Annotated in this window: 8 protein-coding genes and 4 pseudogenes; 3 read left to right on the plus strand and 9 right to left on the minus strand. The window is 69.2% G+C overall.

Features of this window, described 5'->3' with window-relative positions; genetic code table 11:
• Positions 1-31 precede the first annotated feature (31 nt).
• The gene (locus AC4BEG_RS30130) at positions 32-11,689 is read left to right on the plus strand and encodes a type I polyketide synthase (RefSeq protein WP_490702833.1); all 11,658 of its coding nucleotides are present in this window, start codon (positions 32-34) and stop codon (positions 11,687-11,689) included.
• A gap of 218 nt (positions 11,690-11,907) precedes the next feature.
• On the opposite strand, the gene AC4BEG_RS30135 is transcribed toward AC4BEG_RS30130, so the two are convergent.
• The 3 genes and pseudogenes from AC4BEG_RS30135 to AC4BEG_RS30145 all read right to left on the minus strand — a co-directional run bounded on the left by AC4BEG_RS30135 (position 11,908) and on the right by AC4BEG_RS30145 (position 14,767).
• Positions 11,908-12,294 (minus strand): transposase, encoded by a 387-nt coding sequence (locus AC4BEG_RS30135; protein WP_490702834.1) that lies wholly within the window; start codon positions 12,292-12,294, stop codon positions 11,908-11,910.
• A 319-nt stretch (positions 12,295-12,613) separates the two neighbouring features.
• Entirely contained in the window at positions 12,614-13,663 is a 1,050-nt protein-coding gene (locus tag AC4BEG_RS30140) for a transposase (protein WP_490702835.1), read from the minus strand.
• 110 nt (positions 13,664-13,773) lie between these two features.
• A pseudogene (locus AC4BEG_RS30145) lies at positions 13,774-14,767 on the minus strand (integrase core domain-containing protein).
• Here AC4BEG_RS30145 and AC4BEG_RS30150 point away from each other — a divergent pair.
• On the plus strand, positions 14,672-14,881 hold the full coding sequence (locus AC4BEG_RS30150) for a hypothetical protein (protein WP_490707345.1): 210 nt from the start codon (positions 14,672-14,674) through the stop codon (positions 14,879-14,881). The pseudogene AC4BEG_RS30145 and the gene AC4BEG_RS30150 overlap by 96 nt on opposite strands.
• 95 nt (positions 14,882-14,976) lie before the next feature.
• Here the strand turns inward: AC4BEG_RS30150 and AC4BEG_RS30155 are convergent.
• The 6 genes and pseudogenes from AC4BEG_RS30155 to AC4BEG_RS30180 form a co-directional block, all read right to left on the minus strand.
• Positions 14,977-15,586: pseudogene (locus AC4BEG_RS30155) on the minus strand (integrase); the annotation flags it as partial.
• Between the two features lie 6 nt (positions 15,587-15,592).
• The gene (locus tag AC4BEG_RS30160) at positions 15,593-15,808 is read right to left on the minus strand and encodes a hypothetical protein (RefSeq protein ID WP_490702836.1); all 216 of its coding nucleotides are present in this window, start codon (positions 15,806-15,808) and stop codon (positions 15,593-15,595) included.
• A 94-nt stretch (positions 15,809-15,902) separates the two neighbouring features.
• Positions 15,903-16,061 (minus strand): annotated as a pseudogene (locus AC4BEG_RS30165) (response regulator); the annotation flags it as partial.
• Between the two features lie 2 nt (positions 16,062-16,063).
• Entirely contained in the window at positions 16,064-17,251 is a 1,188-nt protein-coding gene (locus AC4BEG_RS30170; RefSeq protein ID WP_490702837.1) for a sensor histidine kinase, read from the minus strand.
• Positions 17,252-17,302: 51 nt separating this feature from the next.
• Positions 17,303-19,495, minus strand: a complete 2,193-nt coding sequence (locus AC4BEG_RS30175; RefSeq protein WP_490702838.1) for an MMPL family transporter — start codon at positions 19,493-19,495, stop codon at positions 17,303-17,305.
• Position 19,496: 1 nt separating this feature from the next.
• Entirely contained in the window at positions 19,497-20,066 is a 570-nt protein-coding gene (locus AC4BEG_RS30180) for a hypothetical protein (RefSeq protein ID WP_490702839.1), read from the minus strand.
• A 121-nt stretch (positions 20,067-20,187) separates the two neighbouring features.
• On the opposite strand from AC4BEG_RS30180, the pseudogene AC4BEG_RS30185 reads away from it, so the two are divergent.
• Positions 20,188-21,240, plus strand: a pseudogene (locus tag AC4BEG_RS30185) (integrase core domain-containing protein).
• Positions 21,241-21,723: the final 483 nt, after the last annotated feature.

Raw genomic sequence — 21,723 nt, forward strand, 5'->3', positions numbered from 1 at the left:
GAAATCGAAAGTGCCGGTTGCGGAGGATAATGTGAGCACTTCTACCGAGAAGATCGTCGAGGCACTGCGTGCCTCTCTGAAAGAGAATGAGCGGCTGCGGCAACAAAATCAGCAGCTCGCCAAAGTATCGACGGAACCGATTGCCATCGTCGGGATGAGCTGCCGCTATCCGGGCGGCATCGACTCCCCTGACGCCCTGTGGGAACTCCTTTCCTCAGGAGGCGACGGGGTGGCGGATTTCCCCACTGATCGCGGCTGGGACCTGGATGCACTGCGCAATCCCGACCCCGAGGCGAAGGGCGCGAGTCACACCCATGAGGGTGGATTCCTCGACGGTGCGGCGAAGTTCGACGCCGGGTTCTTCGGGATCTCGCCGCGTGAAGCGCTGGCGATGGACCCGCAGCAGCGGCTGCTGCTCGAGGCGTCCTGGGAGGCGTTCGAGCGGGCCGGTATCGATCCGCTGTCGCTGCACGGCAGCCAGGTCGGCATATTCGCCGGACTCATGTACCACGACTACGCGGGGCTCGTGGAGCGGACGCCCGGCGGCGGTGACGGTTTTCTCGGTAACGGCAGCGCCGGCAGCATCCTCTCCGGCCGGGTGGCGTACTCCTTCGGTCTGGAGGGACCGGCGGTCACCGTCGACACGGCGTGCTCCTCGTCGCTGGTGACCCTCCACCTCGCCTGCCAGGCACTGCGCCGTGGTGACTGTTCGATGGCACTGGCCGGCGGCGTGACCGTGATGTCGACGCCGGGCGCTTTCGTGGAGTTCAGCCGACAGGGCGGGCTGGCCTCCGACGGTCGTTGCAAGGCGTTCGCCGACGCCGCCGACGGCACGGGCTGGGCCGAGGGCGTGGGCATGCTGCTCGTGGAGCGGCTGTCGGACGCCCGCCGCAACGGCCACCCCGTGCTGGCGGTCATCCGAGGCTCGGCGGTGAACCAGGACGGTGCCAGCAGTGGTCTGACGGCGCCGAACGGTCCCTCGCAGCAGCGGGTCATCCGTCAGGCGCTGACGAGTGCCGGTCTGACCGCTGACCAGGTCGACGCGGTCGAGGCACATGGCACCGGTACGGCGCTGGGTGACCCGATCGAGGCGCAGGCGCTGCTGGCGACGTACGGGCAGGGTCGTCCCGACGACCGTCCGTTGTGGCTGGGTTCGGTGAAGTCGAATCTGGGTCACACGCAGGCTGCTGCGGGTGTTGCAGGGATCATCAAGATGGTGATGGCGATGCGGCACGGTGTGCTGCCGCAGACCCTGCACGTGGACCAGCCGTCCACGAAGGTGGACTGGTCGGCGGGTGCCGTGCGGCTGTTGACCGAGCAGGTGGCCTGGCCGGAGACCGGCCAGCCGCGCCGGTCCGCCGTCTCCGGGTTCGGTGTCAGCGGCACCAACGCGCACGTCATCCTCGAAGGCGTTCCGGCCGCCGATACAGAATCGGCCGATCAGCGAGCCACCGATGGTGTGGTGCCATGGGTGGTGTCTGCGCGGAGCGCGGAGGCGCTGCGGGGGCAGGCGGCGGGTCTGTCCGCGTTCGTGGGGTCCCGGTCTGATGTGAGCCTGGCGGATGTCGGCTATTCACTGGCGGTCTCGCGAGCTGCGTTGGAGTACCGGGCCGCGCTGGTGGCCTCGGATCGTGCGGAGTTCCGTGCGGCTCTTGAGGCGCTGGCTGCCGGTCAGGCCCCGGCCGACACGGTTCAGGGCGTGGTGTCCAGCGGGAAGCTCGCGGTGTTGTTCACGGGTCAGGGTGCGCAGCGTGTTGGTATGGGCCGTGAGTTGTGTGAGCGTTTCCCGGTGTTCGTGGAGGCGTTCGATGCGGTGTGTGCGGAGTTGGACGTTCATTTGGAGCGGTCGCTGCGTGAGGTGATCTTCGCGTCTGAGGCCGATGTGCTGGATCAGACGGGGTTCACCCAGCCTGCGCTGTTCGCGATCGAGGTGGCTCTCTTCCGGCTGATCGAGTCGTGGGGGATCCGTTCCGACTTCGTGGCTGGGCATTCGATCGGTGAGTTGTCGGCCGCGCATGTGGCGGGTGTGCTCTCGCTGGCGGATGCGGCGGCGTTGGTGGCCGCGCGCGCTCGTTTGATGCAGGCTCTGCCGCAGGGTGGTGCGATGGTGTCCATCGCGGCTCCGGAGGAGGATGTCCGGTCGGCGCTTGTCGGCACCGCCGGTGTGTCGGTGGCTGCGGTCAACGGTCCGTTGTCTGTGGTGATTTCCGGTGATGCCGAGGCTGTGGCGCGTATCGGTGAGGGTTTTGCCGCCTCGGGTGTGAAGACGAAGCAGTTGCGGGTCAGTCACGCGTTCCACTCGCCGCACATGGACGGCATGCTGGAGGACTTCCGGCGGGTCGCGGCGGGGATTGCTTTCGAGGCTCCTCGCATCCCGGTGGTTTCGAATGTGACGGGTGAGATCGCGTCGGCTGAGGAGCTGTGCTCGGCGGAGTACTGGGTGCGGCATGTGCGGGAGGCGGTGCTGTTCGCCGCCGGTGTTCGCACGCTGGAGGCTCAGGGTGTGACCCGGTTCCTGGAGCTGGGTCCGGACGGGACGCTCTCCGCCATGGCCCGCGACTGCCTGGCCGAGGACAGCGAGGCCGTGCTCGTCCCTGTCCTGCGTCGTGACCGCTCCGAGGAGCAGACGCTGCTGACCGCGGTGTCGGCGCTGTATGTCCAGGGTGGTGAACTGGACTGGGAGGCGGTCTTCGCTGGTACCGGCGCCCGCCGGGTCGACCTGCCCACCTACGCCTTCCAGCACCAGCACTACTGGCCGAACCCGTCCGACATCCGCCCGGAGAACGTTTCCTCGGCCGGCCTGGGATCGGTGGATCACCCCCTGCTGGGCGCTGTAGTGGTACTGGCCGGCACCGATGGGGCCGTGCTGACGGGGCGGCTGTCCCTGGACGCGCAGCCGTGGTTGGCCGACCATGCGATGGCCGGGTCGGTGTTGCTGCCTGGCGCCGCGTTCGTGGAGCTGGCGGTGCGCGCCGGTGACGAGGTGGGTTGTGGCCAGGTCGAGGAGCTGACGGTCGAAGCGCCGCTCCTCCTGCCCGACGATCGTGCGGTGCAGGTGCAGTTGGCGGTCGGTGCCACGGATGACGCGGGGCGGCGGCAGCTGGATGTGTACTCCCGACCGGCTCCGGAGACGGCGCAACCGGTGATCGCCGACGCTTCCCACGACGACGGCTGGACCCGGCACGCCACCGGTGTGCTCGCACCGGCCGACGCACGTCCGCACGCGGACGAGTCCACTCTGGCGGTGTGGCCGCCGCAGGACGCCACCGCGGTCGACCTCGAGGGCGTCTACGACGGTCTGGCCGATTCCGGGTATGACTACGGGCCCGCGTTCCGGGGTCTGCGGGGCGTTTGGCAGCGTGGCGAAGAGGTCTTCGCCGAGGTCGCGCTGCCGGAGGTGGCCGAGGCCGATGCCCGCGCGTTCGGCCTGCACCCTGCACTGCTCGATGCCACCCTGCATGCGATCGGCCTCGGCGGGCTCCTCCAGGCTCCCTCCGGCGATCAGGGTCAGGCTTGGCTGCCGTTCTCCTGGCGCGGCGTGTCGCTGCACGCGGCGGGTGCTTCGGTGGTGCGGGCACGGCTGACGTCGAGCGGCCCCGAAGCCGTGTCGCTGGAACTGGCCGATGGCACCGGCCGACTGGTGAGCCGCGTAGCCGAACTGACCATGCGAGCGGTAGCGGTGGACAAGCTGCGCGACAGCCATTCCGCCGCGCGCGACTTGCTGTTCCGCCTGGACTGGGTCGCCCTGCCGACGGTGCCGCAGGACGCGGCCGGGACCGTGGCTGACCGCTGGGTGGTGCTCGGTGAACCCGACGGCCCCCTCTTCCCGGCATCGGACACGGGCCAGGCCACCGCGGAGGCGTACCCCGACCTCGACGCTCTGCGAGAGCGGATGGCGGCGGATGACAGCCAGGCACCCGAAGTCGTCGTGGTCGACACCACCGTGAGCAACGGTGATCGCTCCGACCTCGCCTCCGGCGTGCGTGGTGCGACTGGTCGTGTTCTGGGGCTGGTGCAGGAGTGGCTGGGGGATGAGCGGTTCGCCGCGTCGCGTCTGGTGTTGGTGACCCGCGGCGCCGTTGACACGGGCGCCGGTGAGGGCGTTGCGGACTTGGCGCATGCCGCGGTGTGGGGTCTGGTGCGTTCCGCGCAGTCGGAGAATCCGGACCGGTTCGTTCTGGTCGATGTGGACGAGGGTGCTGATGCGGCGACCGTCCTGCCGTCTGTTGTTGGTTCGGGTGAGTCGCAGGTGGCGGTGCGGGCGGGTGTGGTGCGTGTGCCGCGTCTGGCGCGTGCGGCGGTCTCCGCGCCGGCCGATTCGGGTCCCGTCTGGGATGTGGATGGCACGGTTTTGGTGACGGGTGGCACGGGTGCTCTGGGTGCGTTGGTGGCCCGGCATCTGGTGGCTGAGCATGGTGTTCGGCATCTGTTGCTGACCAGTCGCCGGGGTGTGGAGGCTCCGGGCGCGGTCGGGCTGCGTGATGAGCTGGTCGGGCTGGGTGCTCGGGTGACGGTCGTGGCTTGTGACGCGGCTGATCGTGAGGCGCTGGCCGGGCTGCTGGGCACGATCCCTGCCGAGCATCGGCTGACGGGTGTTGTTCACACGGCGGGTGTGCTGGATGACGGTGTGATCGAGTCGTTGTCGCCGGAGCGGTTGGAGACGGTGCTGCGTCCGAAGGTGGACGCCGCGCTGAATCTGCACGAGCTGACCCGCGACCTCGACCTGTCCGCGTTCGTCCTCTTCTCTTCCGCTGCCGGGATCCTCGGTGCGCCCGGTCAGGGCAACTACGCCGCGGCCAACGCCTTCCTCGACGCTCTGGCGCAGCACCGCCACGGCCTGGGCCTGGCCGGGCAGTCGCTCGCCTGGGGCCTGTGGGCCCAGAGCAGCGGCGTGACGGGTCAGTTGACCGGCGCCGACGTCGATCGCATGACCCGCAATGGCTCCGAGGCACTCTCCAACGAGGAGGGGCTGGGGCTGTTCGACGCCGCCCACGGTGCTGAGGCGTCCGTGCTGGTGCCCATGCGGCTGGCCGTGGCGCGGCTGCGCGCCCAGTCCGGCCAGGTGCCGGCGCTGCTGCGCGGCCTCGTCGGCGCGCCGAACCGCCGTGCCGCCGAGGCGGGGAGCGCGGCGTCGCCGCAACTCGCCGGGCTCTCCGGCGCCGAGCGGGAGCGGGCACTGCTCAACATGGTCCGCAGCGATGTGGCGGCCGTGCTGGGGCACACGTCCTCCGGCGCCATCGTGGCCGAGCGTTCCTTCCGCGACCTCGGCTTCGACTCGCTGACCGCCATCGAACTGCGCAACCGGCTCAACACGGCGACAGGGCTGCGGCTTCCTGCCACGCTGATCTTCGACTACCCGACGCCGGAGGCGCTCGCCAAGCACCTGAACGCCGAGCTGGCGGACACCGGCAGCGCCGGTGCGCCAGCCAAGGCGTCGGCATCCGTGGCCGCCGACGAGCCGATCGCCATCGTCGGTATGGCCTGCCGCTACCCGGGCGGCATTGCCTCCCCCGAGGACCTGTGGCGTCTGGTCGCGGCGGGTGGGGACGGCATATCGCCCTTCCCCACCGACCGCGGTTGGGACCTTGATGCGCTCTACCACCCGGACCCGGAGCACACGGGCACCAGCTACGCACGCGACGGTGGCTTCCTGCATGACGCGGCGGACTTCGACCCGGCGTTCTTCGGGATCTCGCCGCGAGAGGCGGTGGCCATGGATCCGCAGCAGCGGCTGCTCCTGGAAACGTCCTGGGAGGCGTTCGAGCGCGCCGGTATCGATCCGCTGTCGGTGCGCGGCGAGCGGGTCGGCGTGTTCGCGGGCGTGATGGGCCAGGACTACGCCGCCCGCTTCGCCCGGACCCCCGAATCCGTGGAAGGCCAGCTGAGCACCGGGAGCGCGGGCAGCGTGGTCTCGGGCCGGATCTCCTACATCTTCGGGTTGGAGGGCCCCGCGGTGTCCCTGGACACGGCGTGTTCGTCGTCGCTGGTGGCCCTGCATCTGGCGGCGCAGTCGCTGCGTCAGGGTGAGTGCTCGATGGCACTCGCGGGCGGCGTGACCGTGATGTCCACGCCAGTGGGATTCGTGGAGTTCAGCCGCCAGCGTGCCCTTTCCCCCGATGGTCGCTGCAAGGCGTTCGCGGGTGCGGCGGATGGGACCGGCTGGTCCGAGGGCGTGGGCATGCTGCTCGTGGAGCGGCTCTCCGACGCTGAGCGGAACGGTCACCCGGTGCTGGCGGTCATCCGTGGCTCGGCGGTGAACCAGGATGGTGCCTCGAATGGTCTGACGGCGCCGAACGGTCCGTCGCAGCAGCGGGTGATCCAGCAGGCGCTGGCCAGCGCGCGGCTGTCGGCCGATCAGGTGGACGCGGTCGAGGCACATGGCACGGGTACGGCGCTGGGTGACCCGATCGAGGCGCAGGCGCTGCTGGCGACTTATGGGCAGGAGCGCGCTGACCACCGTCCGTTGTGGCTGGGTTCGGTGAAGTCGAACATCGGCCACACCCAGGCGGCCGCCGGCGCGGCCGGGATCATCAAGATGGTGATGGCGATGCGGCACGGTGTGCTGCCGCAGACCCTCCACGTCGATGAGCCGACGCCGCATGTGGACTGGACGGCGGGCGCGGTCGAGCTGCTGACCGAGCAGATCGCCTGGCCCGAGACGGGCCGGGCGCGTAGGGCCGCTGTGTCCTCCTTTGGTGTCAGTGGCACCAACGCCCACGTCATCCTCGAAGGTGTTCCGGCTCCTGAACTGCCCGAGGACGCGACTGCGCCGAGTGGTGGGACCGTCGCCCTCGTCCCGTGGGTGTTGTCGGCGCGGAGTGTGGAGGCGTTGCGGGCGCAGGCCCGGCGGCTGGCTGCCTTCGTCGAGGACCAGCCGCAGTTGGACCTGGTGGAGGCCGGGTTCTCGCTGGCGACCGGCCGGGCGAGCCTGGAGCACCGCGCGGTGGTGCTCGGAACGGACCGCGAAGGACTCGCTCGCGGGCTGACCGCTCTCGTCAACGACCAGGCCACCGCCCAGGCCGTCCGGGGGGTGTCGGGCTCCCCGGGTGGTGTGGTGTTCGTGTTCCCGGGTCAGGGTTCGCAGTGGTTGGGGATGGCGGTGGAGCTGTTGGAGGTTTCGCCGGTGTTCGCTGCTCGGATGGCTGAGTGTGCGGCTGCGTTGGCGCCGTTTACGGACTGGTCGCTGCTTGATGTGGTGCGGGATGGGTCGGGGGTGTGGCTGGAGCGGGTTGATGTGGTCCAGCCGGTGTTGTGGGCGGTGATGGTGTCGTTGGCCGCGGTGTGGGAGTCCCATGGTGTGGAGCCTGCCGCGGTGGTGGGTCATTCGCAGGGTGAGATCGCGGCGGCTTGTGTGGCTGGTGCGCTGACTGTGGAGGATGCTGCTCGGGTTGTTGCTCTGCGGAGTGGGTTGCTGCTGGGTCTGAGTGGTGATGGCGGCATGTTGTCTGTGGCGTTGCCGGTGGAGCGGGTCGCTGAGCGGATCGGTGGGTTCGGTGACTCGGTGTCGGTGGCTGCGGTCAACGGTCCTGGTTCGGTGGTGGTTTCCGGTGAGCGTGTGGTGCTGTTGGAGCTTCAGGCTGGGTGGGAGGCTGAGGGTGTCCGGGCGCGGATGGTGCCGGTGGATTACGCCTCGCATTCGGCGCAGGTGGAGGAGATCGAGGGCCGTCTGCTGGAGGCCCTGGCACCGGTCCAGCCGCGCAGTGCCCGCGTTCCGTTCTATTCGTCCGTCACTGGCGCCCGGATCGACACTTCGGGTCTGGATGCGGGGTACTGGTATCGGAATCTGCGGCAGACGGTGGAGTTCGCCGAGGCCATTGCCACGCTGTTGGATGAGGGTCATGGTGCGTTCATCGAGACGAGTGCGCACCCGGTGCTGTTGATGGGCGTGCAGGAGTCGGCGGAGAGTGCCGACCGGCCGGTGGTGACCATCGGTACTCTGCGCCGTGGTGAGGGCGGTCGGGAGCGGCTGCTCACCTCGTTGGCCGAGGCGCACGCGCGCGGAGTCGATGTGGATTGGGCGTCGCTGTTCGGTGACAGTGGGGCGCGTCGGGTCGACCTGCCCACCTATCCCTTCCAGCGCGAGCGCTACTGGCTGGATGCCTCCAAGTCGAGCGGTGACGTGACGTCAGCCGGTCTTGTCCCGGCCGAGCACCCCTTGCTGGGCGCGGCGATCGGGGTCGCCGAGACGGACACCTATGTGTTCACCGGCCGCCTGAGCCTCAACGCTCACCCGTGGCTCGGTGACCACACGGTGTCCGGCACCGTGCTGCTGCCGGGCACCGCCTTCGTCGACATGGCGGTGCGCGCCGGTGACGAAGTCGGCTGCGGCCGGGTCGAAGAGCTCACCCTGGAGGCGCCGCTGGTGCTGCCGGACCGGGGCGGGCTGCAGGTGCAGATGGCCGTGGGCGCTCCCGACGCGTCGGGACAGCGCAGCCTGACGGTGCACTCGCGCGCCGAAGGGCTTGACGGTGCGGAGTGGACACGCCACGCCAGCGGCGTGGTTGCCCCCGGCACGCAGGAGGCCGGATACGACCTGAAGGTCTGGCCTCCGGAGGGTGCCACCGAGGTGGACCTCGACGGACACTACGACCGGCTGGAAGAGTCCGGCCTGGGCTACGGTCCGGCGTTCCGCGGGCTCCGGCGGGCCTGGCTCGGCGCGGCGGACGAGGTCTTCGCCGAGGTGGCGCTGGAGGCCGACGCCGGCCCGCAGGGTGAGAGCTTCGCCCTGCACCCGGCGCTGCTCGATGCCACCCTGCACGCGATCGGACTCGGCAAGCTCGTCGAGGACGCCGGCCGTGCCCGGCTGCCGTTCGTCTGGAGCGGGGTCCGGCTGTACGCCTCGGGAGCCTCCACGCTGCGGGTGCGCTTCGCCTCGCAGGGCGCGGACGCCGTCGTGCTGACCGCTGCCGACGAGCTCGGCCGGCCGGTTGCCTCGGTCGACTCGCTGGTGCTGCGTCCGTTCACCCTTGGACAGGTGGGCGGCGGCCGGCAGGAGTCGCTCTTCGAGGTGGCGTGGACGGCGGCCGAGCCGCGGACGGACTCCGCGCCCGGCGGCCGATGGGCGCTGCTGGGCGAGGAGGGGATCGGTCTGGCCGCGGCGCTGCTGGCCTCCGGTGCCGGTGTCGATGCCCACCCGGACCTCGCCGCCCTCGGTGAAGCCGTCGAGGCGGGCGTGGCGGTGCCGGATGTGGTGCTGGCGCCGTTCGCCCCGTCGGACCCGGCGGACGGGGGAGCCACCGGCTTCCCGGACGGACTGACCGGCACCGTGCACGGTGCGGCGCACCGGGCGCTGGCGCTGGTGCAGGCGTGGCTCGCGGACGAACGGTTCGCCGCCTCGTGCCTGGTCCTGGTGACGCGCGGCAGTGTCGCGGCGGTCGACGGCGAGGAAGTGCCAGGTCTGGCACAGTCGGTGGTGTGGGGCCTGGTGCGTTCCGCGCAGTCGGAGAATCCGGACCGGCTGGTTCTGCTCGACGTGGACGAGCTGGAGGACCAGGAGGATGCCGGCCGGGTCGTGCGGGCCGCGGTGGCCTCCGGCGAACCGCAGCTGGCGGTGCGCCGTGGCAGCACTCTGGTGCCCCGGCTGGTGCGGGCGCGCTCCTCGCACGGCGCCGCCGACGGCACCGTGGCCGAGGCACGGGACACGGCACTCGACGCGTCCGGTACGGCAACGGCCGTGCCGCGCGGGACGTTCGGCCCGCAGGACACCGTCCTGATCACCGGCGGCACCGGCACCCTCGGTGTGCTGGTGGCCCGCCACCTGGTCACCGAGTGCGGTGTCCGGCACCTGCTGCTGACCAGCCGCCGCGGGTCGGCGGCCGAGGGAGCGGCCGAAGCCGCGGCCGAGCTCACGGCGCTGGGTGCGGAGGTCACGGTGGCGGCATGCGACGCCGCGGACCGCGATGCGCTCGCCGCACTCCTGGACACCATCCCGGCGGATCGCCCGCTGGCGGGTGTGGTCCACTCGGCCGGTGTCCTGGACGACGGAATCATCTCCGCGCTCAACCCGGAACGCATGGACGGAGCGCTGCGGCCCAAGGTGGACGCGGCGCTCAACCTCCACGAGCTCACCCGCGAACTCGGCCTGTCGGCCTTCGTGCTGTTCTCCTCGGCGGCGGGCATCCTCGGAGCGGCCGGTCAGGCCAACTACGCGGCGGCCAACGCCTTCCTCGACGCGCTCGCGCAAGCGCGCCGGGCCGTGGGCCTGGCCGGTGTCTCCCTGGCGTGGGGTGCCTGGGAGGAGACCAGCACCATGACCGGCGCGCTCGACGACGTGGACGCCCAGCGCATCTCCCGTGCGGGGATGGCACCCCTCAGCTCCGAGGAGGGCGTGGCGCTGTTCGGCCTCGGTCTGGCGGACGACCGTGCGCTGCTCGTCCCGACCCGGCTGAACGTCGCGGCGCTGCGCGGCCAGTCCTGGCCCGCCGGGGTTCCCGCGCTGCTGCGGAGCCTGGTGCGGACCCCGGCGCGCCGTGCGGTGGAAACGGTGCGCGACGAGCCGGTCGTGCTGCGGCAGCGTCTGGCCGCACTGCCCGCGGCCGAGTGGGACGCGGTCCTGCTGGAGACGGTCCGTGCGCAGACGGCGGTCGTGCTCGGGCACCTGCCGACCGACGAGATGCACAGCGGGGTGACGTTCCTGGAGTCGGGCTTCAACTCGTTGACCGCGCTGGAACTGCGCAACGCCCTCAACGCCGTCACCGGTCTGCGGCTGCCGCCCACCGTGGTCTTCGACCAGTCCACGCCGGCCGCGCTGGTGGCGTACGTGCGGGCGCGGCTGGTGGAGGACGGCGTCCGTGATCCCTCCGCCGCGGCCTCGGCTGCCACCGCCCCGGCCGTTCCGGAGCCCGGGGCGAGCGGTCCTGAGCCGGTCACCATCTCCGCGCTGTACCGGAAGGCGGGTGAACAGGGGAAGATCACCGAGGCGATGCAGGTCGGCATTCTCGCCTCCGCGATCAGTCCCTCCTTCTCCTCCCCGAGCGACGTGGAGAGCCTGCCGGTCCCCCTCCGGCTGGCTCGTGGTGACAGCGGTCCCGCGCTGATCTGCCTCCCGTCGTTCAGCGTGACCGCGGGTCCTCACGAGTACGCGCGGTTTGCGGCCGTCTTCCGCGGGCGGCGGGATGTCTACGTGATCCCGCAGCCGGGGTTCGCCCCGGGGGAGAGCCTGCCGGACTCGGTGGACGCGCTCGCATGGGTGCAGGCCGAAGTGGCGCGCAGCTGCGCCGCCGGTGAGCCGTTCGTCCTCGTCGGCCGTTCCGCGGGCGGGTGGATCGCGCACGCGGTCGCCACCAAGCTGGAGGAACTCGGGACGCCCGCGGCGGCGCTCGTGCTCCTCGACAGCTACGCCGCCAGCGGTGCGGTGGGGACCGACCTGGCGGACGCGATGATGAGTGGGGTGCTGCTGCGCGACGGGACGCACTCGTCCATCACGGATCTGAGTGTCACGGCGAGCGGAGGCTACAACCGCATCTTCATGGAGTGGCAGGCGCAGCCGATCAGCACGCCCACGCTGTTCCTCCAGGCCGCTGACCCGTTCTCCGAGCAACTGCGCGAGGTGCCCGAGGACATCTGGCGGGCCCAGTGGAACCTCCCGGCCAAGGTCGTGAAGATCTCCGGGGACCACTTCACGATTCTGGAGGAGCACTCGGAGTCCACCGCGCAGGCCGTCGAGGAGTGGCTGGCGGACATGGAGTGACCCCGCAGGCGCCACCCCGCTCCCGCGCGGGGTGGCGCCACGGAACGCAGGGGCTTGCGCCGCGCGGCGCAAGCCCCTGCGTCTTTCCGCTTCCTCCGTCGTCTCTCGGCGCCGTCACCCGCGGCGCAGCGGGACGGCCGCGGGCGCGGCGGCGACCGGGCGGGTACGGTGGGCGCTCGGGCTCTGCACGATCTTGGTGGTTAATTCCAACTTCTATGCTATGAGGCGGAGTTGGAGTCGGGCGAGGTGGCTGTGGTTGGCGCGGTCGAGGGGGGGCCGTTCCACCAGGCATGGAGTCGGATGAGGTTGAGGGAGGTGGCGCTGGTGGCGTGGTCGAGGTGTGTCTTGGCAAGGCCGCGGTAGCGGGCTCGGCGCAGGCCGGTGGTGTGGGTCGCCTGGCGGATGGCGCCCTCGACCCCGGCGCGGAGCGCATAGTCGCGCTGCCAGGTTCCGTCCTGTTGCTGGGCGCGGGCGGTGCGGATGGCCTCGGTGAGCTCACGCGGGTAGAGGCTGAGCCGGCGGCCCTTTCGTGAATTGGTGCACTGCTCCTTGACCGGGCAGGGGATGCATTCCAGGGCGGCGAAGGCGACGACGGTCTTGGGCACGCCTCCTGGACGACGTCGTTCCAGGTGGCGCTGATCTTTCCGGTCGGACAGACGGCTCGTTTGCGATCCCAGTCGATGGTGAAGTCGTGTGCGGCGAAGCCTTGTTGGGCCTTGGCCTGGCGGGAGGTGTCGAGCAGGACCGGGGTGACCAAGGCGATGCCGTAGTCCTTGGCGGACGAAACGATCAGATCGGCGCTGGGGTAGCCGGAGTCGAGGTAGTGCCGGGCAGGCAGCAGGTGGCGGCGGCGAAGGGCCTGGTGGATCGTGTCCAGGGCTTTGCTGTCCGGCAGGGTGGAACAGGTGGTCGTGACGTTGGTGATCAGGTTCGGGCGGGTCGGCCGGTCGCCGTCGGCCTGCGGGTGGCAGGTCTCTGAGACGTGCAGCTTGTAGCCGTTCCAGAACAGGTCACGCTTGGCGGACCAGCGAGTGTCGGTGTCGTAGGGGGAGGCCAGGCGGGCCGGGGCGGGCGGCAGGCCGTCGCCGCCGTCCTCGGTGCGCTCGCGCTGCCGGATCCGCAGTCTGCCGGCCCGGTCGGTGGTGCGGGTGTAGTTCTGCACCAGCGACCGGGCCGGCGGGTCTGCACTGCGGGCAGCTCGCGTAGCCACCCCGGCGAGGCGGGGGCGTAGACGGCTTGCAGGAGCGTGTAGCCGTCGGCGGCGTAGGCGAGCGCGAGTTCGTGCTGCTTGGTTTTGGAGGCAGGCAGTCGCCAGTTGTCGATCCGGTCCGCGTAGCGGTGGCTCCAGTCCTCTACCACCAGCACCTCATCGACCCATTCGGGGCATGCGGCGGCCAGCGCGTTCAGGGCCACGCGGACGCTCTCGCCGACCAGCTCGAGTCGGTTCAGATCGCGCACCGCCGCAACGATGTGCGTGGAGTCGGTGCGCTGGCTGCCGGCCGCCCGCACCAGATCCAGGGTGTGCAGGCGCTCCAGCAACAGGTCCAGCACACGTTCCTCCAGGCCGTGGGCGACAACACGGGAGCGGAACTCTGACAGCACGCTGTGGTCGAAGCCCGGATCCTCCAGGTCCAGGCCGAGTGCGTACTTCCAGGCGAGGTTCTCGCGAACCTTGTCAGCAGCCTGCCGATCGGTCAGGTTCGCGGCCTTCTGCAGCACCGTGACCAGCGCCAGACGCCCCGGCGACCAGCCCGGCTTGCCCACCTGACCGAACGCGTCAGCAAAGGCCGCGTCCGGGAACAGCTCCCCGAGCCGGTCACGAACCTGCACCGCAAGCGGCGCCTCCCGCCTGCCCCGATACATCGCCCGGATCGCCGCCGCGACCTGCGGATCCGGCTCAGGCCAGGACTGCGGCTGCATCGACACGACACACTCCGATCCACAAGGAACCACCACAAGATCAACAATCAGCATGATCCCATCCGCTGGAGTCGTCGTTCCTCAGCGATAACTCCGTCTCACAGCAGGTGAATTAGAATTAACCACCAAGATCCTTCGCTTGCCGAATACCTCGTCCGTGCAGGTCACACGGCATGCCTGTATTCGTGGAGGATGCCGCCAAGGCGGTCGTGGCGTCGTATGTCGAGGTGGCTTAACGTGTCCGGATCCTCGATTGGTGTGGGCAGTGGGCGTAGCGGTCGGGCGTTCGCGATGCCCTGGTGCGGTCGATGGGAGTTGTAGAACTGCTCGAACTCTCATAGGGCGTAAAGGAGGTGGCGCTGGTTCCAGATCAAGTTTCGGTCCAGGAGCTCGTGTCAGCAGGTCTGCACTCACCGTTCCGTGATCGAGTTCATTCTCGGCATCTGGATGCCACTGAGGACGACTGCCCGCGTCCGCGAGGACGCCATCGAATAATCCTGGGAACTTCCTGTCCCTGTCTCGGATCATGACTCGTGCCCGGCATCCGACATCCTCGAGGCCCATGACCAGGCTCTTCGCCACTTGTGTTACCCAGGAAGTGGTCGGGTGTGCGGTGGCGCCCAGGATCCGGATGCGGCGGCTGCTGTGTCCGATCACCGCGAGGATGTACACCCGCGCGCCGGATAAGGTGACCGTCTCAAGAAGTCGCAGGCCAGGAGGGCGTCGGCCTGGGAGCGCAGGAAGTCGCCCCACGTGCTGGAGCTCCTGTCGGGCGCTGGATCGACGTCGGCATCCTTCAGGATCTTCCAGACGGTCGAGGCGACCACCTCCACTCCCAGCACGAGCAGCTCGCCGTGCAGACGCCTGTACCCCCACTGCGGGTTCTCCCTCGCCAGACGCAGCACCAGAATCCGGATGGAGCGCAGCGTGCGAGGTCGGCCGGGTCGCTTGGGGCGCGATAGGGCGGCATGACGGCGTGTGACGAGGTCGCGATGCCAGCGGGAGCAGCGTGTCAGGACGCACGAGCAGCCGCACACGCCGCAGGGCGGGCAACGGCAGCTGGTGCAGCAGCGCCGCCAGGCACGCCCGGTCGCTTGGGCCGAACCGGACTTCTTTCTGCTGGAGTTGGCGTTCCAGGACCGTGATCTGACGGCGCAGGGCCAGGATCTCCGCATCCTTGTCCCGGTCGCTCATCGGCAGCAGGCGCAGCATCGCGAACGCATTCGTCACACCCATATAGGCCAGTCGCGGCAGCACGATCGATCATCATGACGCGTGGACTACCGGCTACGCGAGCGTCCGCACGAGCAACCGAGGCCAGCGATCGTGGGGCCCGGTCCACCTGCTCCTACCAGGGCGGATGACATTCTCGGCAAGCGCAGGGGTACGCGGATACCGGTCTTGATGATTGCGACGCCTTCGTCTTCGAGTACGGCGTCGAAGGCATCCGTGTATCTGCTGTCGCGGTCACGGATCAGGTACTTCACCGTCGCGCCGCCTCGTGGAGGTCCATGGCGAGGTTCCGGGCGAGTTGTGTGGTCCAGTCTGTGGTGGGGTGGGCGGTTGCGCCGAGGACGCGGATACGCCGCGTGGCGTGTTCGATGGCGGCGAAGGTGTACAGGCGTGCTCCGGTCAGCGTCCGGGTTTCGAAGAAGTCGGCGGCAAGAATTGCGTGTGCTTGGCCGCGGAGGAAGGTGGTCCAGGTCTGGCGGTCGCGCTGGGGTGCGGGATCGATGCCGTTGCGCTGGAGGATCTCCCATACCGTGGAGGGGCCTCATTTGATCCCGGGGGTGGCGAGTTCGCAGTGGATTCTTCTGTATCCCCAGCCGGGGTTCTCTCTCACTATGCGCAGGATGAGGGTTTGGATGCCGTGGTGGGTGGGGGTCGGCCTGGCCGTTTGGGGCGGGAAGCGTTGGCGTGGCGGCGGCGTAAGAGGTCGCGGTGCCAGCGGAGGACCGTGTCGGGGGAGGCGATCAGATGAAGTCACTGGAGTGTGGTGCGGGGGAGCCGGTGGAGCAGGGCGGCGAGGAATATGCGGTCGGGCGGAGTGAGCCGGGGTTTGGCGACCTGGCGTTGAGGGACGGCCAGTTGGTGGCGCAGGGTGAGAATCTCGACGTTCTTGTCAGTGTCGCTCATCGGCAGCAGCCGTAGGAGAACGAACACGTTGGTAGGCGTGAGGTAGAGCAGTCGCAGCAGCACGATGGATCATCCTGGCGTACCCAGCCCGGTGACTCTCAGCCGCATCCTTAATCCTGCAGGTCACAGCCTACGGATGAGGTTTTCGGCACCCACAGAGCCGCTCGACGAGGTCGACGCCCTCGCGGCTGTCGCTCGCCTCACCGACGATCTCCATCGTGGGCTCGTTGGTCAGCAGGGCGATGACTCCGGCGCGCATCACGGCGTGGTCGTCGACCACGACCACGCGGATCCGGCCGTACGCGGTGTCGGTCATGGTCAGTCCTGACCGTGCGTGGGAAGGCTGGCGAGGACACGGGTGCCGTCCCCGAGGGAGCTGGTGACGGCGAGTTCGCCGTCGAGTTCGGCCAGCCGTCGGCGCATGCCGTCGAGGCCGAAACCATGGGACTCCTCGACGACGAAGCCGCAGCCGTCGTCGGTGATCTCCAGCTCGACACCGCCCGTGAGTTCGGTGAGAACGACGCCGACGGTGGAGGCGCCCGAGTGTTTGCGCACGTTGGCGAGGGACTCCTGCGTGCAGCGCAGCAGGGCGATGCGGGTGCGCTGGTCCAGGTCCATGTCGGGCAGTTCAGCGGTGACGGTGAGACCGGTGTCCTGGACGAAACGGTCCAGGGTTCTGCGCAGGGTGGCGGCCAGCGAGCCGGATGCGACGCCGCTCTTGGGGGCGGAGCCGACGAGCACCCGGGCCTCGGCCAGGTTCTCGCGCGCGGTCTGCTCGATGGAGGTGAGCTGCTCGGCGCAGCGTACGGGGTCGGCAACGGTGGCGGCGCGGGCGGCCTCGGCGAGCACCACGATGGAGGCGAAGCCCTGGGCGAGGGTGTCGTGGATCTCCCGGGCGAGCCGTTCGCGCTCCTCAGCCGCTCCCTGCCGCTGATAGGCGGCAGCCAACTCCTCCTGGGTGACGACGAGTTCCGCGGTCAGTTGCTCCTGCCGTTCGTTGCTCTGGCCGACAAAGCGGTGCACCCACAGCCCCACGCCCACCCCTGCGACGTAGGCGACGACGGTGAACATCGTGTTCCCAGTGAGGAACTGAGGGCTCCAGCCCTGGCCGAGCGTGCCGCCGAACACGGTGAGCGCCGCGGCGGCCCCGCTGAGCGTGATCGCGCCCCGCGGGACGCGGGTGAAGAGCCAGAACTGCGGCAGGGACACCACGTAGAAGGCGGCCCCGCCGTCCAGAAGGTAGGCCGTGGCGCCCAGGACGAGCGTGAGGACACCGAGGTAGGTGCGGGGACGCAGGAGGGGGTTGTCCGGCCGGGTGACAGCGACGGTGTGACACAGCGCGATCAGGGCGAGCAGGCCGAGCAGCCAGTTCCTCCGGGCCGGCGACGCGTCGAGCACGGCGATGGCCGGGGGCAGCAGGCCGAACAGGATCCAGCCTGCCGAGTTCCAGCGTCGGATACGGTCCGGGGTGAGCCGATCGCCCGGCTGCTGCTGCCGCTGAGCCACGCTGATTCACCTCGTTATGTAAGGGAGTTGAGGGGCGGGCGGTCGAGTCGATCAGCTTACCGATTCCAGGGTGCGGGGGGCCTGTTCGGTGCTGCGGCGGGCACGTCGCACTCCGCGGGAGGGCCACCAGTTGGCCTCGCCGAGCAGGAGCATCAGGGACGGCAGAACCAGCATACGGATGACGAAGGCGTCCAGGAGGACGGCGACCGCGAGGCTGAAGCCGATCTGCTTCATCTCGATCAGGTGCAGTGCCGCGAAGCTGGCGAAGACCGTGACCATGACTACGGCGGCGCTGGTCACCACGCCCGCCGAGCTGCCGATGCCCTCGATCACGGCCTTGCGGGTCGGGACTCCGCGCAGGGCGGCCTCCCGGACCCGGCTGATCACGAAGACCTGGTAGTCCATCGACAGGCCGAACAGGATCACGAAGAGGAACAGCGGGACACGGGAGCCGATCGACCCGGTGGAGGTGAAGTCGACCAGGCCTTCGGCCCAGGTGTGCTGGAAGACCATGACGAGGATGCCGAGCGAGGCGGCGGCGGAGAGGAGGTTGAGGACGATGCCGACCAGGCCGAGGACCACGGAGCGGAACGCGTAGACGGTCATGGCGAAGGTGACCAGGAGCAGTGCCCCGATGATGAGGGGCAGCTTCTGTTCCTGGTGGGTCGGGTAGTCGGCGTAGCGGGCGACGTCACCGGTCACCGCGAACTCGGCGCCCTTCACCTGGCCGAGGGTCTTCGGGATGTAACGGTTGCGGATGTCCTTGAGCGAGGACTGGGCCTCGTCGCTGCTGACGTAGTGCGGGACCTGTAGCTGGAGCATGCCGATCCGCTTGTCAGGAGACGTGGTCAGCCGGGAGATGCCGGTCAGGCGCGGGTCGTCCTTGGCGTCGGCGGCGAGTTCGCGCAGGGCGGCGGTCACCTCGGGCGAACGGTCGGCGTCGGCGCGGACGAGGACCTGGTGCATGGACTTCAGCTCCGGGTAGGCCGCATTCAGCCGGTCGTAGACCTGCATGGCGACGATGGAGCGGGAGTGCGTCTCACGGCCCATGTCGGTGAGCTTGAGGCCGAGGACCGGGGCGGCGAGGGCGAGCAGCCCGACAACGGTGACGGTGAGCGTGGCGACGGGGTGCTTGGCGACGGGGCGCAGCACAGCGGCGGTCAGCCGGCCGGGGCCCGTCCTGTGCGTCTTCTGCTTCTTCGGCGCGAGCCCGCGGGCCGCCCGGCGCTCGGCGCGCATGCCCAGCTTGGCGAGGAGGGCGGGCAGCACGGTCAGGGAGCTGACGACGGCGACGAGGGTGACGACGATCGCGCCGGTGGCGATGGACGAGAAGACGACGTCGTCGGCGAGGTAGAGGGTGGCGCTGGAGACGGCGACGGCGAGACCGGAGAGAACGACAGCCCGACCGGAGGTGGCGGCGGCGAGTTCGACGACGGCCTGCGGGCTCAGACTGCCGCTGGCGCGCGCCCGCTCCTCACGTTCGCGCTTGAGGTAGAAGAGTGTGTAGTCGACGCCGACGGCGAGACCGATGAGCAGGATGACGTTGGTGCCGACGCCCGCGTCGGGGAAGACGTGCGAGGCCACCATCGACAGCCCGACGGCCGCGGCGATCGAGGTCAGCGCGAGCAGCAGCGGTACGAGGGCCATCGCCACGGAGCTGAAGACCAGCAGCAGGGTGACGAGGGTGACCGGCAGGGCGATCACCTCGGTGCGCGAGAGGTCATCGCCGCGCAGCGTGTCGACGCCCTTGCTGATGGACGGCGACCCGGTCTCCTCGACGCGCAGCCCGGGGTTGGCCTTCTGCACGGCCGCGGTCTGCTCGATCAGCGCGTCGACGTGCTTCTTGCCCTCCAGCTCCGGGCCCTTCATGGTGACGGTGACCCGCACCGCCGTGTTGCCCGCGCTGCGCACCGGGTCGGCGACGGAGAGCACCTCAGGCAGCTTGGCCATCCGGGCGGCGACGTCGGCGGCGGCCGAGTCGGCCGCGGCGATGTCGAGCTTTCCGGTCCCCGGCTTCGCGGTGATCAGGACGTGTTCGACTGGGCGCTGCTGTAACCCGCCCTCCGCGGCGATCGCCTCGCCGCGTCCCGCTTCTCCGATGCGGAAGTCCTCGGTGGTCGCCGCGTTGGTGCCGGCGGAGATGCCGATCCCGAGGCACAGGACGACGAACACGAACCAGCCGACGATGCCCCGCCAGGGGTGGGCGGCGCTCCAACGAGCCATGCGTACGGGAAGATTCTTCATGTCATCCATGCTCTTCGTCGGGGGTGTGGTGCCGACAGCAGTGACCGGTTGAACTTGAGGTCCACCGACTGGTGGACCCCCGTCCGGCTGAGTGGAAGCTGAGAGTGTGGAAGACCGTCAGGTTTGTCTGGACAGCTGACGGCTGCCGGGTAGTCATGTGGACGATGCGGCTCCTTTGCTCTGGTTTTTGAGCATCTGACGGAGGCTGGTGCGGGCGGCGGTGAGCTCGTCTTCGAGCGCGGTCACCCAGGCGTGCGAGGCCTTCGGCCTCGGCGATCTTGGTGCCGAGGAGTGCTTCCAACTCGGCTTTGTCCTGGTTGAGTTCATGGACCCGAATGGTGAGATCGGCGGCGCCGATCTGGTCGAGCTGCTGGCCGAGGTGGAGGCGTGCGTTGTGCTGGAGCTGGTCGCGTTCGGTGTGGAGTTTGCGGATCTCCTCGCGGGACAGTTCGAGATCGACGCGGAGGCTGGTCGTGCTGGCCGGGTTGTCCCGCTTGGAGTGGTGAGGTGCGACCTGTCCGCTGATGGCTGCCTCAACGTGTTCGCGCACGCCGTCGGCGAGGTGAGCCACGAAGGGATGTGTGCCGTTCAGAAATGCGTCGCTGCAGCTCATAGGGTATCTGGTGGCCTCGTGGGCACGCTGGGATCATGCCTGGGTGATCGTCTCACTGGTGTATCAGGTGACGCGGAGCCTGCTCTCCGTTCCGGCGGTGCTGTTACGCAAGCAGGCTGGCAAGGACGCCGAACTGCTGGTGCTTCGGCATGAAAACGCGGTGCTACGCAGGCAACTTGCGGGTCCGGTGCGGTACGAGTAATCGCGCTGTCTTCGCCGGCCTGCTCCACCACCTCCCCCGAAACAGGCTGCGGCACCTTCTGCTGTTGGTCCGCCCCGACACGGTGTTGCGCTGGCATCGGGAACTGCTCAGGCGACGCCGTGCCGCGGCCTGTATGCCCAAGCGACGCGGTCGCCCACGCACCATCCGATCGATCCGCGCCCTGGTCCTACGCCTGGCCAGGGAGAACGCCTCATGGGGATACCGCCGGATCCACGGCGAGTTCGCGGCGCTGGGTATCAAGGTCGCCGCCTCCACCGTCTGGGAGATTCTTCGCGAGCATGGCATCCCACCCGCACCCGAACGGCAGAACACGACTTGGGCCAGCTTCCTCCGCAGCCAGGCCAAGGCCCTTCTCGCCTGCGATCTCTTCGAAGTCCGCACGCTGACCGGAGCGCGCCTGTACGTCTTTGCCGTCATCGAGCACACCACCAGGCGCATCCGGATCCTTGGCGCCACCGCGCACCCCACCGGGGAGTGGATCGTGCAGCTCGGACGCAACCTCCTGATGGACCTTGAGGACGTGGGCAGCAGGGCGAAGTTCCTGATCCGCTACCGCGACTCGAAGTTCACCGACGCCTTCGACGCCCTGATGATCGACGGCGGCCTCAAGATCGTCACTACCGGCATTCGGATTCCGCGGATGAACTCCCTCATGGAGCGCTGGATACAGACCTGTCGCACTGAACTCCTGGACCGGACCCTGATCTGGAACCAGACCCACCTCCTCCACGCCCTGCGCGAGTACGAGGCCTTCTACAACGAACACCGCCCGCATAGAGCGCTGCAACAAGCCGCTAATGTTGCCCGCTAACCACACCCATCACGCAACAAGCCCGACTCGCTCACCTGGAAGTCCGCAGACGAGACCGACTCGGCGGAACCCTCCACCAGTACCAGCATGCTGCCTGAACTGCACGGATGATTTATCGGCACCCACAGACGGGCCCACCGAAGCCTTGGCCTACGAGCACCCGACGACGACCCGAACGTCATCCCCCTGCCCGCTGCCGCGGTCAGGCACCGCCAGGTACTTGGCGGACTGCTCAACGAGTACCACACCACGTCACCCCGGCTGCCTCACCATCCACAGGAAACGCCCAGCTCAGCAGCCTAAATGGAATATTGACACCCTTCAGGGCCTTGGAGCCTGTGGGTGCCGGGAATTATGTCACCCGGGCTGACCTGCTGGTTCGGATCTGCCAGACCTCAGGAGCAACAAGCCGTTTCTGAGGCAGCATGCCGGTCGTGGTGATATGGCTGATCTACCTGCTCGCCTGCCAGACCTTCCGAGGCTTGCCCTGCACGCCCGCTCGGATGCCCCGAAAGACACAGAGATCTTGATGCTCCGGCATCAACTCGCCATCGCACGAAGCGCCCAGCCACGGCCCCACT

The organism is Streptomyces sp. JLBJ103 (assembly GCF_058215575.1).

Coding starts and splice junctions, on each gene's coding strand:
- AC4BEG_RS30140 (WP_490702835.1), bottom strand. CDS start 13,663: ATGCTGATTGTTGATCTTGTGGTGGTTCCTTGTGGATCGGAGTGTGTC.
- AC4BEG_RS30175 (WP_490702838.1), bottom strand. CDS start 19,495: ATGAAGAATCTTCCCGTACGCATGGCTCGTTGGAGCGCCGCCCACCCC.